The organism is Streptomyces luteireticuli (genome assembly GCF_041519305.1).
GTDB lineage: Bacteria > Actinomycetota > Actinomycetes > Streptomycetales > Streptomycetaceae > Streptomyces > Streptomyces luteireticuli.
This window is the reverse complement of sequence record NZ_CP167927.1, coordinates 6,778,376-6,791,815: the sequence shown is the minus strand read 5'-3', so window position 1 is coordinate 6,791,815 and position 13,440 is coordinate 6,778,376. Positions and strand designations below refer to the sequence as shown.

The 13,440-nt window shown below is 73.1% G+C and carries 12 protein-coding genes and 1 tRNA gene; 7 read left to right on the top strand and 6 right to left on the bottom strand.

Going from position 1 to position 13,440, the window contains the following annotated elements; translation table 11 throughout:
* Positions 1-164 precede the first annotated feature (164 nt).
* From AB8735_RS30560 to AB8735_RS30550, 3 genes are all read left to right on the top strand, one after another.
* Positions 165-623 (top strand): hypothetical protein, encoded by a 459-nt coding sequence (locus AB8735_RS30560; protein WP_372410768.1) that lies wholly within the window; start codon positions 165-167, stop codon positions 621-623.
* 2 nt (positions 624-625) lie between these two features.
* Entirely contained in the window at positions 626-1,918 is a 1,293-nt protein-coding gene (locus AB8735_RS30555; protein WP_372410765.1) for an ATP-binding protein, read from the top strand.
* Between the two features lie 196 nt (positions 1,919-2,114).
* On the top strand, positions 2,115-3,104 hold the full coding sequence (locus AB8735_RS30550) for a phospholipase (RefSeq protein ID WP_344021837.1): 990 nt from the start codon (positions 2,115-2,117) through the stop codon (positions 3,102-3,104).
* A 117-nt stretch (positions 3,105-3,221) separates the two neighbouring features.
* On the opposite strand, the gene AB8735_RS30545 is transcribed toward AB8735_RS30550, so the two are convergent.
* From AB8735_RS30545 to AB8735_RS30535, 3 genes are all read right to left on the bottom strand, one after another.
* Positions 3,222-3,719, bottom strand: a complete 498-nt coding sequence (locus AB8735_RS30545) for a nucleoside deaminase (RefSeq protein ID WP_372410762.1) — start codon at positions 3,717-3,719, stop codon at positions 3,222-3,224.
* A gap of 69 nt (positions 3,720-3,788) precedes the next feature.
* The gene (gene cynS / locus AB8735_RS30540; protein ID WP_372410760.1) at positions 3,789-4,259 is read right to left on the bottom strand and encodes a cyanase; all 471 of its coding nucleotides are present in this window, start codon (positions 4,257-4,259) and stop codon (positions 3,789-3,791) included.
* Between the two features lie 119 nt (positions 4,260-4,378).
* Positions 4,379-4,987, bottom strand: coding sequence for a carbonic anhydrase (locus AB8735_RS30535; protein ID WP_372410758.1), 609 nt, complete (start codon positions 4,985-4,987; stop codon positions 4,379-4,381).
* A 126-nt stretch (positions 4,988-5,113) separates the two neighbouring features.
* Between AB8735_RS30535 and cynR the strand changes: the two genes are divergently transcribed.
* Positions 5,114-6,022: a transcriptional regulator CynR gene (gene cynR / locus AB8735_RS30530; RefSeq protein WP_372410756.1), complete on the top strand. Its 909-nt coding sequence runs from the start codon at positions 5,114-5,116 to the stop codon at positions 6,020-6,022.
* 304 nt (positions 6,023-6,326) lie between these two features.
* On the opposite strand, the gene AB8735_RS30525 is transcribed toward cynR, so the two are convergent.
* Together AB8735_RS30525 and soxR are read right to left on the bottom strand one after the other, a co-directional pair.
* A tRNA-Pro gene (locus tag AB8735_RS30525) sits at positions 6,327-6,403 on the bottom strand.
* A gap of 101 nt (positions 6,404-6,504) precedes the next feature.
* Positions 6,505-7,032 (bottom strand): redox-sensitive transcriptional activator SoxR, encoded by a 528-nt coding sequence (soxR, locus tag AB8735_RS30520; protein ID WP_344021826.1) that lies wholly within the window; start codon positions 7,030-7,032, stop codon positions 6,505-6,507.
* A gap of 83 nt (positions 7,033-7,115) precedes the next feature.
* On the opposite strand from soxR, the gene AB8735_RS30515 reads away from it, so the two are divergent.
* From AB8735_RS30515 to AB8735_RS30505, 3 genes are all read left to right on the top strand, one after another.
* On the top strand, positions 7,116-7,838 hold the full coding sequence (locus AB8735_RS30515) for a transketolase (protein ID WP_372410754.1): 723 nt from the start codon (positions 7,116-7,118) through the stop codon (positions 7,836-7,838).
* Positions 7,839-7,879: 41 nt separating this feature from the next.
* Positions 7,880-8,776 (top strand): transketolase family protein, encoded by an 897-nt coding sequence (locus AB8735_RS30510; protein WP_372410753.1) that lies wholly within the window; start codon positions 7,880-7,882, stop codon positions 8,774-8,776.
* Positions 8,777-9,046: 270 nt separating this feature from the next.
* The gene (locus AB8735_RS30505) at positions 9,047-12,166 is read left to right on the top strand and encodes an amidohydrolase family protein (RefSeq protein WP_372410751.1); all 3,120 of its coding nucleotides are present in this window, start codon (positions 9,047-9,049) and stop codon (positions 12,164-12,166) included.
* Between the two features lie 95 nt (positions 12,167-12,261).
* Here the strand turns inward: AB8735_RS30505 and AB8735_RS30500 are convergent, their stop codons facing one another.
* Entirely contained in the window at positions 12,262-13,440 is a 1,179-nt protein-coding gene (locus AB8735_RS30500; protein WP_372410750.1) for an MBL fold metallo-hydrolase, read from the bottom strand.

Below are 13,440 nucleotides of genomic sequence, written 5' to 3'. Positions count from 1 at the left end.
ACCACCGGGCGCGAGGCGCGGTGACGGCCCGGGACCGGGCCCGCACGAACCCCTCCCCACGACCGACGGAAATGCCCGTGATTTCCGGAACGTATGATTCTGGGGACCTGACGAGGGCCGTGCCCCCGCAGGCCACCTCCCGACGCCGACGCGAAAGGCGCGCGATGCGCAGGACCACGACCGCGGCCACCGTCTCCGCGCTGGCGCTGACGCTGACGGCCGTCGGGACCACCGGGTGCGGCGGCCCCGACCGGCTCCACGTCGAGGGCCCGGTCCCGAGCAGCGCCCGGACGGCCGCCGGCCCGGTCTACGTCTCCGACGCCATGGGCCGCCCGCTGCGGCGCCCCACGTCCTTCGGCGTCACCGAGCACACCTCGCTCAGCGGACTGCGCTGGCAGACCTGGGGCGGCGCGAAGGCCACGGCCACGGGCCGGGTGAGCGGCATGTGGTGCACCACCGACGCGTGCACGGAGTCCGGCTATCCGGCCACGGTCGAGCTCAGCGGCCTGGAGGACTACGAGAACGTCGCGTACTACACCCGCGCCGCCATCCGGTCCTCCCACCTGCCGCCGGACCAGGCGGCCGAGCTCCGCGACGTCCGCCTGCCGATCCCGGAGCGCTAGCGGTGGCCGCCCTCCGGTCACCGGCCGCCGTCCTGGCCCGCGTCGGGCTGCGGACCAAGACCGCCCTGGTCATCGCCGGGACCGCCGCGGTCGTCGCCGCGCTCATCGCGTTCCTGGTGCACCAGCGCACCGCCGAGGACCAGCAGCGCCAGGCGGCCCGCGCGGCCGACGCCCAGCTCCTCCGCGCCCTGGAGGACCATGCCATCGGCATCGACACCGACGCGCTCGTCAACCCGCGGGAGCTGCCGGACGCCCTGCGCAAGGCGGTCACCGACCGCCCGGTGCGGGCGACCTACCTCCAGTCCCCCGGGAACGGCCGGGACCCGGTGATGTGGGCCGCCGCCCGCAGCGGCGACGACGTCGTCGCCGTGTCCCGGTCCTACGCCCCGCAGGTCCGGGCCCAGGCCGACCTGAACCGGGTACTGATCGGCGCCGGCGCCGGAGCGACGGCGTTCGGCTGTGTGCTGGGCGTCGCCGTCGCGGCGTGGGCCGGACGGCGCATCGGCGCCGCCGCGCGCACCGCCCGGCAGATCGCGGACGGCGACCTGACCGCCCGGGTCCGCCCCACGGGCACGGACCAGATCGCCCAGCTGGGCGCCGCCGTCGACACCATGGCCGACGCCCTGGGCTCCCGCCTGGAGGCCGAACGCCGCGTCACCGCCGACGTCGCCCACGAACTGCGCACCCCGGTGGCCGGACTGGTGACCGCCGCCGGCCTGCTGCCGCCCGGCCGCCCGGCCGACCTGGTCAGGAAGGGCGTCGGCCACCTGCGCCTCCTGGTCGAGGACGTCCTGGAGGTGGCCCGCCTGGACGTCCCGGGCGTCGAGCAGGCGCGGTACGAGGAAGTGGAGCTGAGCTCCCTGGCCCGCCGGGCGGCCGCCGCGGCCCGGGGCGCGGCGGCGGACGATCCCGCGGTGCCGGCCGACGTGGAGGTCCTCGTCCGCACGGACGCGGTCGTGGAGACCGACCCCCGCCGGGTCGAGCGCGTCCTCACCAACCTGATCACCAACGCCCGGCGGCACGGCGCCCCGCCCTTCGTCCTGGAAGTGGACGCCCCGGCACTACGGGTCCGCGACCACGGCCCCGGCTTCCCGGGCGACCTGCTGGCCGAGGGCCCGCGCCGGTTCCGTACCGGGGCACGCGGGCGGGGCACGGGCCTGGGCCTGACGATCGTCACCGGACAGGCACAGGTACTGGGCGCCCGGGTGACCTACGAGAACCCGCCGGACGGCGGCGCCCGCGCCACGCTGACGCTGCCCGAAAACCCCCGGCACCAGCACTCGACGGACCGTTGAGGCCCCCGACCTTCCCTCCCAACTCGGTGCGCGATATGGCCATTTGACGATGCAAGCAGGCCGAGAACATGTCATGAAATCTGCCCTTGGCGCGATATTTTCGCGACGGACGGACGGCGTATCCGCCGTCACACCCTCCACACCGTGAGCGCCGCGGGAACAGCTGCGGCGACACGGACACGAAGGAGCACCTTTCTTGACCACTCGCCTTCGACACGGCGCCGGCCCGCGGACGTTACTGGCGCTGTTAGCGGCACTGTGCGGAATCATCGGCATCACCGCACTCGGTACGAACCCGGCGGCAGCGGCCGACCAACGGCACGCGGTCTACGCCATCGCGCACCGGGTCGACACCCTGGACGGCGTCGATGCCGCGCTCAATCACGGCGCCAACGGCATCGAGATCGACGTCTGCGCCTGGTGGAATCCGAACGAATGGCGCGCCTATCACGACTGTTCCTCGGCCGGTGACACCCGGCACGGCCCCAGCTTCGACAGCATGATCGACCGCATCGTCTCCCACGCCAAGGCAGGGCGCCGGCTGAGCCTGGTCTGGCTGGACATCAAGGACCCGAACTACTGCGGAGAAGCACCGAACCGCGGGTGCAGCGTCGCCGGACTGCGCGACAAGGCACAGAGGTTGACGGGTGCCGGGATCCAGGTGCTCTACGGCTTCTACGAGTACCACGGCGGCAGCACCCCGGACGTCGGCGGCAGGGGCTGGAAGAGCCTCGAAGGCAAGCTCGGCAAGCTGGAGGGCATCACGACGACCGGGACCCGCGACCAGGTCATGGGCGCCTTCAACCGGTCCGGTTCCGGATTCCCGGCCGGCCGCCGGGCGATGGACTACGGCGACTCCGACATCACCAAGGGGTTCGGCAACTGCACGGAAGCCACCTACAACACGTGCGCGGAATTGAAGAAGGGCGCCGGGGACCGTGCCGCCGGACGGCTCGCGGCCACGCTGTCCTGGACGACCACCTACAACGATCCGTGGTACGTCGACAAACTGCTGGGCGATGCCCGCGTGGACGGCATCATCGCGGGCTACGGCGCCTTCACCGGAGTGCGCGAGTACGACAACGGCTGGCAGTGCGCCAATGCCATCAAGCTCGTCCGTGACTGGGTGAACGGCCACAGTGCCACCCACCGCATGGCCGACAGCGGCGACCGCCTGTTCGGGTAGCGGCCTCGGACCGTCGGGAAAGCGCCTTTCTGCCCGGGATTTCTCCCGGGCAGAAAGGCGCTTCTCATGCCAGGACAGCGGGATTTGCACCCGCTCCATCTTGCCTCTCGGACGGGCTCAGGCGGTGGGGACGCCGGCCACACGGCGCTCGCCGCCGTTGCGCTCCTGCCAGAACCGGTAGACCTCCACGGCCTCGTCACGCGGCTCGTGGCGCATGGGCAGGCGGCGCTCGTCCCAGTTCCTGGCGAACTCGCCGTAGAAGCTGTCGAGTTCGAAGTACTTGCGGTCGTCGACGTAGTGCGGCTCGTACGCGTCGCGGGCGGTGAGGAAGACGACCTCGTCCGGCGAGCAGTAGTAGAGCGAGCCCAGGCACATCGGGCAGGGGTGGGCGAGCACGTAGATGGTGGTGCCGGTCAGGTGCTCGGTGCCCAGCTTCACGCACGCCTCGCGGATGGCGAGGATCTCGGCGTGTGCGGTGGGGTCGTTGGTCTGGGCGACCTTGTTGGGGCTCTCGGCGAGGATCTCGCCGTCCTTGACGATGACGGTCGCGAACGGGCGGCCGCCCTCGGCGACGTTCTGCCGGGCGATGTCGATGGTGCGCCGGACGAAGTCCATGGCTCCTCCTCGGGAAACGGGAGGGGCGGGCCGGTGCGGCCCGCCCCGGTGTCGCGCGTGCCGCGTGGGTCAGAACGGCTTGGTCGGCAGGTACTTGCCGTCCAGGGTGATGACGGCGCGCTCGCCGCCCTCGGGGTCGGCGACCTTCTTCACGTCCAGCTTGAAGTTGATCGCGGAGATGATGCCGTCGCCGAACTCCTCGTGGACCAGGGCCTTGAGGGTCGTGCCGTAGACCTGGAGCATCTCGTAGAAGCGGTAGATCGTCGGGTCGGTGGGGATGCCGCCCGGGATCGAACCGCGGGTCGGGATGGTCTGCAGCAGCAGCGCGGCGTCGCCGTCCAGGCCCAGCAGCTCGGCGACCGCCTTCGCGGACCGCTCCGGCAGCGGGTGCTGGCCGAGGACGGCGGCGGTGGTGAAGGCGACCGACAGGCCGGACGCGTCGGCGATCTGCTGCCAGGACAGGTTCTTGCGCATCTTGGCCTCGACAGCGGCGTTGGCCAGGGCCTCGCGGGCGGTGGGGTCGAACTGGGCGTGCACCATGGGAAGGATCCTTTTCTGGGAGGGTGCCGGTCCGCGCGGAAAGCAGCGGAACGGCGGGTTTTGGGTGGTGGTACCGGCTCCGTCAACTGCTCAGGACAGAGGGCCGGTTGAAGCCTCGGTCAGGACGCGAGGGCGGCGGCGCCTGCGCCGGTGAGGCCGAGCGCCTCGACGCGCCCCGTGGCGATGTCGAAGACCCAGCCGTGCAGCGTCACCTTCTTCTCCGCCAGCGCCCGGGCGACGGAGGGGTGGGTGGCCAGGTTCGTCAGCTGCGCGTACACGTTCTGACGCACCAGGGCCCCCACCTTCTCCGGGCCCGCCGCCATGTCGGAGGTACGGGCCACGGCGGCGTCGGCGTGACGCAGCCAGTCGGCGACCACCGGCGCGCCGCCGAGGTCGTGCCCCTCGGCCAGGGCGGTCATCGCACCGCAGGCCGAGTGCCCGCACACCACGATGTCGGTCACGCCCAGCACGGTGACGGCGTACTCGATGCTCGCCGTCACCCCGTTGGCGCCGGGGGTGTAGGCGGGGACGAGGTTGCCGGCGGTGCGGATGACGAACAGCTCACCCGGCTCGCCCTGGGTGATCAGCTCCGGCACCACCCGGGCGTCCGAACAGCCGATGAACAGCGTGTGCGGCGTGTGATGCGCGGCCAGGTGGGCGAAGAGCTCCGCCTTGGCCGGGAAGACGTCCTGCTGGAAACGGGCGATGCCGTCGGCGAGGTCAGGCATGGGGTCACTCCCTTCGGTGGCTGCCGGCCTCCGTGGGCTGGCGAAATCCACCATGCATGACCTGCCCTCATAGTGTCCAAGAGATGCTGACCATCAAACTCATTGACCCCATCTATAGTCATCCCCATGGCCACTCTCGAACTGCGCCACCTGCGCTATCTGCTCGCTGTCGCGGAGCACGGCAACTTCACCCGCGCCGCGGAGGACCTGCACATCTCCCAGCCCACGCTCTCCCAGCAGATCAAGCAGCTGGAACGGACCCTGGGCGTGCAACTGCTGGACCGCACCGGCCGCACGGTACGACTCACCGACGCCGGCGCCGTCTACACCGACCACGCCCGGCGCGCACTGCGCGACCTGGCGGCCGCCGAACGCGCCGTCCACGACGTCCAGGACCTCTCCCGCGGCCATCTACGGCTCGGCGTCACCCCCACCTTCACCGCCTACCTCATCGGCCCGCTCACCGCCGAGCTCCACACCCGCCACCCCGGCATCAGCCTGACCTTGACGGAGACGAGCCAGGACCGCATCGAGGCCGCCCTGCTCGCCGACGATCTCGACCTGGGCATCGCCTTCGCCGGGACCCACCTGCCCGGCGTCACCCCGACCCCGCTGTTCACCGAGACCCTCGGCCTCGTCACCGGCGCCCACCACCCCTGGACAGGGCCGGAACCCCTACCGGTACGGTCCCTCAAGGAGGAGCAACTCGCCCTGCTCAGCGGCGATTTCGCCACCCGCGGCCACATCGACGCCTACTTCGCCCGGCACCGGGTCGCCCCCCGTATCGCGGTCGAGGCCAACTCCGTCCAGGCCCTCACCGAAATCGTCCGGCGCACCGGCCTGGCCACCGTCCTGCCCGACGCCATCACCCACGACCACCCCCACCTCACCCCCATCCCCCTGGACCCACCCCTGCCCACCCGCACCGTCACCCTCCTCCACCACGAAGGCACCTACCACAGCGCCGCCTCCCACGCCTTCACCCGCCTCACCCACGACCTGGTCCGCACGCGCGGATACACCCTGCCCTCCTGACGACACGGCGACGGGCGGACCGAGGGCAGATTGCCCGCCAACTCTCAGCCGAAAAGCCGCACTTGCCCCCACCCGACGAGGCACCAAGGATTCCCTGCAGACCAGACGTCTGCTCGACCGCGATGCGGTCGCGCAGACGGTCGCGGATCACCGGTTCCGAGGTCCGGCGCAAACGCCCGCCTCACCCACCGCTCCATACCCCCGGAGCCCGGCCCGCGACCACACCGCGACCACCACGCCCCAAAACAACCGAAAGCCCGCCTCCGCATCACTGCGAAAACGGGCTCCGACCTGCGAAAATCGCTGGTCGGGACGGCGGGATTTGAACCCACGACCCCTTGACCCCCAGTCAAGTGCGCTACCAAGCTGCGCCACGTCCCGGTGCTCGTCCGGCCCGGGCTTTCGCCCTTGCCGACCGCGCAAGAGAACAATACCGCACGCCACGGGGTGGTCGCGCACGGGTTTCGCGGGGCGGGGGCCGGTCAGGAGGCGGGGCGGTGGGGGAGGTCGTCGTCGTGGGGGGTGGGGTGGCGGCGGGGGACGCGCCGCTCGGGTATCGGGGGTTCGTCGCCGAGGAGGTAGCGGGCGCCGGCGCCGCGGCCGGCGGCGGCGTCGTCGGGGTTGTAGATCGCGCACTTGCGCAGGGAGAGGCAGCCGCAGCCGATGCAGCTGGTCAGGCGGCGCTTGAGGCGCTCCAGCTCGTCGATGCGCTCGTCGATGCGCCGGGTCCAGGTGCGGGCGACGCTGTTCCACTGGGCGGCGGTGGGGGCGCGGTCCTCCGGCAGGCGGCCCATGGCCGCACCGGCCTCCTCCAGGGAGAGCCCGACGGCCTGGGCGGCGCGGACGAAGGCGACGCGGCGCAGCGTGGCCCGGGGGTAGCGGCGGCGCCCGCCGGGGGTGCGTTCCGAACGGATCAGGCCGAGTTCCTCGTAGTAGCGCAGGGCGGAGGCCGCGAGACCGCTGCGTGCGGCGAGTTCGCCGATGGTCATGAGTTCCGTCGGGTCGGTCATGCCCGCAGAGCGTAGCGGTCCGGTCACTCTGGCGAGTGATCGCCCTTGACTTCAAGCCCACTTGAAGTTGCAGCCTGATCAGCATGACCTCGACTTCGGTGGACACCACGTACACGTACGACGACCTCGCCGGTCTCATGAGTCTGATGACCGGGGACGAGAAGCACGGCTTCGCGGCCACGTCGACGCTCGACGCGCTGTGGGTGCTCTACGACAGGGTCCTGCGCGTCACCCCGGAGACGGCCGAGGCGCCGGACCGGGACCGCTTCCTGCTCTCGAAGGGCCACGGGCCCATGGCGTACTACGCCGTGCTGGCGGCCAAGGGCTTCCTGCCCGTCGAGTGGCTGAGCGGCTTCGGCTCGTACGGCTCGCCGCTGGGGCACCATCCGGACCGGACGCTGGTGCCCGGTGTCGAGATCGCCAGCGGTTCGCTGGGGCACGGGCTGCCGCTCGGGGTGGGCACGGTGCACGGGCTGCGGGCCCGGGGACTGACCGGGCCCCGGGTCTGGGTGCTGATCGGGGACGGGGAGCTGGACGAGGGCAGCAACCACGAGGCGATCGCCTACGCCGGGGCCACGGGCCTCGACCGGCTGCACACGGTGGTGATCGACAACAGCACGGCCACCCACGGCTGGCCCGGCGGCATCGCCCCCCGGTTCGCCGCGGCCGGCTGGTCGGCGGTGACCGTGGACGGCCGGGACCACGAGGCGCTGTACGAGGCGTTCACCGCGCCGCATCCGGGGCGGCCGCACGTGGTGGTGGCCCGGGTGGAGAAGGTCGTCCAGGTCGAGCCCAGCCATCACTGACCCCCACCGAACCGACCCCCACCGAAACGAAGGGACCGATCGTGGACACCATGCGCGAACGCTTCGCGACCACCGTCTCCGGGATCCTCGACACCGACCCCCGCACCGCGGTCGTCCTGGCCGACATCGGCCTCGCGGGGTTCGAGAAGGCGAGCGCCGCCCACCCCGACCGGGTGATCAACGTCGGGATCCGTGAACAGCTCATGGTGGGACTGGGCGGCGGGCTGGCCCTGGCCGGGCTCCGGCCGATCGTCCACACCTTCGCGAGCTTTCTGGTCGACCGTGCCTTCGAGCAGGTCAAGCTGGACTTCGGGCACCAGGGCGCCGGTGGTGTGCTGGTCAGCGCCAACGCCTCGTACGACTGGCCGGCGGGCGGCCTGACGCATATGTCGCCCGGGGACGTCGCGCTCCTGGACACCCTCGACGGCTGGACGCAGCACGTTCCCGGGCACCCTGACGAGGCCGAGGCGCTGCTGCGCCGCGCGGTGGCCGCCGGCGACGACAAGGTGTACGTCCGGCTGTCGGCACAGACCAACGCCGAACCCCGCCCGGTCACGGGCGGCTGCTTCCTGCCGGTGCGCGAGGGACGCCGCGGGGTGGTGGTGGCGGTGGGCCCGCTGCTGGAGAGCGTGCTGGAGGCCGTCGAAGGGCTGGACGTCACGGTGCTCTATGCGACGACCGTCCGGCCCTTCGACGGCACGGGCCTGCGCTCCGCCGTCGGCGCCGGCCCGGCGGACGTCGCGCTCGTCGAGCCGTACGTCGCCGGCACCTCCACCGCCGCGGCGAACGACGCCCTGGGGCACATGCCGCACCGGGTGCTGGGGCTCGGGGTCGCCCGCCGGGAACTGCGCCGGTACGGCTCGATGGAGGAGCATCTGGCCGGACTGGGGCTGGACCCGCGATCGTTGCGGCAGCGTCTCACCGCCTTCCTCAATTGAAGGCCCGCAGAGGGCCCGCAGAAGGCCCACAGAAGGCCCACAGAAGGCCCACGGAGGAAAGCCCGGCAAAGGGACGTGCGGGGCGGGGTGTTGACCGGGAACCCGGGCACCATGAACCATGATCCTTCACGGTACCGCCATCGCGTTCCGCGCAACTCCCTCATCACAGGAGGACAGTTGGACGTCCAGGGCCCCCGGGGCACCCACCCTTCTCCCCTCAGTCGACGCAGATTCCTCCAGGCCACCGCGGGCACCGCCGCCGTCGCGGGGATGACCGGCACCCTGATCGAGCAGGCGGCGGCACCGGCCGGGGCCGCCGCCGGGCCGCCGCCGCAGACCGTCCTCTCCTTCACCGGGGCCACCAACGGCGCGGCCTCCCTGCACGGCGACCGCGTGGTCGCCGAGGTGCAGAACGTCCTGTGGTCGCTGCCGCGCAAGGGCGGCGACGCCGTCGCGATCACCCCGCCGGACCTGGAGCCGACCCGGCCGGTGCACTCCCCCGACGGCCGGCTGCTGGCCGTCGCCGCCTACCGGGGCGGCGGCTTCCACATCTGGACGCTGCGCCCGGACGGCTCGGGGCTGCGGCAGCTGACCGACGGGCCCTGGGACGACCGGGGCCCGGCCTGGTCGCCCGACGGCACCCGGATCGCCTTCGCCTCCGAACGCGACGGCGACCCCGTCACCGGCAGCCCGTACCGGATCTGGACGGTGGACGTCCGCACCGGCGCGCTCACCCGGATCACCGGACTCCCGGGCCAGGAGGGTCCGGAACAGGGCGGCGCCTGGGAGGACTTCGACCCGGTCTGGTCGCCGGACGGCAAGCGGCTGCTGTTCGTCCGCGCCGGTGCGGCCGGCGGGAAGCTCGATGCCCGTACGGTGGCGTCCGTCCCCGCGGACGGGCGCGGCGCGGTCCGCACGGAGCTCACCGATCCGACGCAGGCGCAGGCGCAGATCATGACGCCCGCCGTCGGCCCGGGCGGGCGGCTGGCCTATCTGCGCACGACGCCCGCGCCCGCGGCCACGTGCACCCTGGTCGTGGACGGGGCCGCGGTGCCGGTCGAGGGCGACGTCGAACCGGTGCCGCCGCGCTGGGTCTCCCGGGACGAGCTGCTGCTCACCGTCGAGGGACAGTTCAGGATCGTGACGGTGGGCGGCAGTCGCCGCGTGACGGCGATCCCGTTCGCCGCGAGGCTGCCGCTCGACCGGCCGCGCTACCGCGTCAAGCGCTACGACTTCGAGGTCGGCGGTTCGGGCACGGTCCGCTCGGTGCACCTGCCCGCCCTGTCCCCGGACGGCCGCCAGGTCGCCTTCACCGCCCTCAACTCCCTCTGGACGATGGATATTTCGGGCAAAAAACCGCCCCGCCGGGTGGTGCGGGCGGACGCCACCCGCTATCTGCTGGCGCCGTCCTGGACGGCCGACGGCAAGGCCCTCGTCTACGCCGACGACCGCGACGGCCTGCTGGCCGTCCGCCGCCGCGACCTGACCTCCGGCGAGGACACCGAGCTGGCCGGCGGCGGCCGGGTGAGCCCGGCCCTCTCCCCCGACGGCAAGCGGCTGGCCTGCCTCGACCTGTCCGGCAACCTGCTGGTGCGCGACCTGGCGGCGGGCACGGACCGGGTCCTGGCGACCCCCATGGGCGCGGGCGGTCTGCCCGGCCGTCCCAGCTGGTCGCCCGACGGGCGCCACCTCGCCTACTGCGACCGCAACCGCCTCAACCAGCGCTTCCGCGAGGGCTACAACCTCATCCGCGTCGTGGACACGGCCGACGGCTCGTCCCGGCTGCACGCCCTCGCGCCCCACGCCTCCGTCTCCGACCGCTACGACTCGGGCCCCGTCTGGTCCCCCGACGGCCGCTCCATGGCGGTGATCAGCGAGTCCGCGCTGTGGCTGCTGCCCGTCGCGCCGGACGGCACGCCGACGGGCGCGCCGCGCCGGCTCACCGACGAGGCCGCCGACCATCCGTCCTGGTCCGCGGACTCCCGGCACCTCCTCTACCTGTCGGCGGGCCGCCTGCGCCTGCTGGACGTGGAGAGCGGCCGGACCCGCACCGTCCCGGTCCCCCTCGGCTACCGGCGGCCCACGCCCGCCGACACCGTGGTGCACGCCGGACGGTTCTGGGACGGCACCGGCGACACCGTCCGCGAGGACGTGGACGTCGTGGTGCGCGACGGCCGGATCGCCGCCGTCGAGCCGCACCGGACGCGCCGGGCCGCGCAGCGGCGGATTGACGCGTCGCGGCGCACGGTGATCCCGGGGCTGTGGGACGCCCACACCCACCCCTGGCAGATCACCTACGGCGGCCGGCAGACCGCCCTCCAACTCGCCTACGGCATCACCACCGCCGTCTCGCTCGGCGGCGCCTCCTACGAACAGGCCCGGATCCGCGAGGCGGTGGCCGCCGGGGAGCTGGCCGGGCCGCGCCTGCTGACCTGCGGGGAGCTCCTCGACGGGGCGCGGGTGGCGTACAGCATGGGCCGGGCGCACCGCACCCGGGAGGGCCTGCGCCGCTCGCTGTCGAGGGCCGGGGCGCTGGACTGGGACTTCGTGAAGACCTATGTCCGGGCGCCGGGTTGGATCATCGAGGAGTCGGCGCGGTTCGCGCACGAGGAGCTGGGGGTGCGCACCGGCTCCCACCTGTGCTCGCCGGGCATCCAGCTCGGCCAGGACCTGACGACGCATCTGCAGGCCACGCAGCGGCTGGAGTTCGGGCACGCGACGACGGCGACCGGCCGGGCCTTCGAGGACGTGCAGGAGATCTACACCCGCACCGACTTCCGCCTGATCGCCACCATCTTCACCTCCGTCCCGCTGCTGGGCTCCGCCCCCGCCCTGGCGGAGGACCCGCGGGTGACACGGCTGATGCCGCCGTGGGACGTGGAGCTGGTCCGCAAGACGGCCGGCGAGAAGCCCACCGACGACCAACTGGCCACGCTGCGCCGGGAGGTGGAGGTCTACCGCCGGGTCCTGTCGGGCGGCGGCCTGGTCGCCCTCGGCACGGACGCCCCGCTGGTCCCGGTCGGCCTCTCCCTCCATATGGGTCTGCGGGCCCTGCACCGCCACGGCCTCTCCGCGGCCGAGGCCCTGCGGACGGCGACGCTGCTGCCCGCCCGGGCCTTCGGGGCGGAACGCGACCTGGGTTCGCTGGAGCCCGGCAAGCTCGCCGACATGACGGTGGTCGACGGCGACCCGTTCGACGACTTCGACACGCTGGTGCGGACGGAGTCGGTGCTGCGCGGCGGAGTGCCGTTCACCCAGGACGAGTTGGTGGCCGCCTACGGCGGGGACCAGGCCCCCGCCCTGCGCGGCGGCAGCACCACGCACGGCGAGGACTGGCGGGAGGTGGGCCGGAGGCTGCGCCGCGACTCCTGCTGCGACCTGGAGCGCTAACGCTCCGCTGGACGTCCGGTATGTCATCCGCGGGTGCGTCGTAGCTGGTCGCGCAGTTCCCCGCGCCCCTTAGGGGCGCGCCCCGGCCCGCCGCGTCACCCCTCGGTGACCAGAGCCGGGGCGGCGACGGCCGCCATGGGCGGCAGGGCCGGCCAGCCCCCGGCCGGCGTCGCGGCCGCCTCCCGCCACCAGGCGTCCGGCGCCAGGCCGTCCGCCGGCTCGAAGGGCTGCCCGGGCCGCGGCACCGCGTACCGCGCCCCGGCCCGCCGTGCCGCCACGGCGGTGCGGTCGGCCGGCTCGGCCCAGGGGTGCGGGGCGAGGTTGAAGGTGCCCCAGTGGATGGGGAGCAGGATGCCGCGCCCGGGGTCGCCGCCCTGCAGGTCGAGGTGGGCGCGCAGCCCCTCCTCGGGCGTCATATGAATGTCGGGCCACATGTCCGAGTACGCCCCGATCTGCACCATCGTGGCGTCGAACGGCCCGTACTGCGCGCCGATCTCCGCGAAGCCCGGGAAGTAGCCCGTGTCACCGGAGTGGTACACGCGGTGCTCGGGCCCGGCGACCACCCACGAGGCCCACAGCGTGTGCTGGGTGTTGCGCAGCGCCCGCCCGCAGAAGTGACGGGCGGGGGTGGCGGTGAGCGTGAGCCCGCCGACCGTCGTGGACTCGTGCCAGTCCAGCTCGGCGATCCGCCGGGCGGGGACGCCCCAGTGCTCCAGGTGGGCGCCCACCCCCAGCGGCACCACGAAGACCGCCCCGCTGCGGATCAGGGCGCGGACCGTGGGCATGTCCAGATGGTCGTAGTGGTCGTGCGAGATCACCACGGCGTCCAGGGGGCCGGTCTCGGCCAGCGGTACGGGCACGGGGTGCATCCGGCGCGGTCCCGCGAAGGCGAACGGCGAGCAGCGCTCGGACCAGACCGGGTCGAACAGGACGCGGTGCCCGTCGATCTCGGCCAGCACGCTCGAATGCCCCATCCAGGTCAGCCGCAGCCCCGAGGCGGCGGGCACGGCCAGGTCGGCCACGGTGGTGGGGTGCACCGGGATCGCGTGGACGGGGGCGCGGCGGACGCGCTCCTCCTTGCGGAAGTAGGTGCTCAGAAAGGCCGGCATCGAGCCGGACGGCGTCCGGGAGGCGGCGACGGGGTTGACGAACACCCCGTCCCGGAAATTCGGCGACCGCCTGATGCGTGCCATCCGCTCCCCCGACGGGTCGGCCCCGAAGGCCGCGGGTCGCAGGGCGTCGAGCGGTGAGCTGGTCGGGCGGAAGCCGGTCAC

Bases quoted from the DNA above. Each gene is read 5' to 3' on its own strand.
- AB8735_RS30560 (WP_372410768.1), top strand. From the start codon at position 165: ATGCGCAGGACCACGACCGCGGCCACCGTCTCCGCGCTGGCGCTGACG.
- AB8735_RS30545 (WP_372410762.1), bottom strand. From the start codon at position 3,719: ATGGACTTCGTCCGGCGCACCATCGACATCGCCCGGCAGAACGTCGCC.
- cynS (WP_372410760.1), bottom strand. From the start codon at position 4,259: ATGGTGCACGCCCAGTTCGACCCCACCGCCCGCGAGGCCCTGGCCAAC.
- AB8735_RS30535 (WP_372410758.1), bottom strand. From the start codon at position 4,987: ATGCCTGACCTCGCCGACGGCATCGCCCGTTTCCAGCAGGACGTCTTC.
- cynR (WP_372410756.1), top strand. From the start codon at position 5,114: ATGGCCACTCTCGAACTGCGCCACCTGCGCTATCTGCTCGCTGTCGCG.
- soxR (WP_344021826.1), bottom strand. From the start codon at position 7,032: ATGACCGACCCGACGGAACTCATGACCATCGGCGAACTCGCCGCACGC.
- AB8735_RS30515 (WP_372410754.1), top strand. From the start codon at position 7,116: ATGACCTCGACTTCGGTGGACACCACGTACACGTACGACGACCTCGCC.
- AB8735_RS30505 (WP_372410751.1), top strand. From the start codon at position 9,047: ATGACCGGCACCCTGATCGAGCAGGCGGCGGCACCGGCCGGGGCCGCC.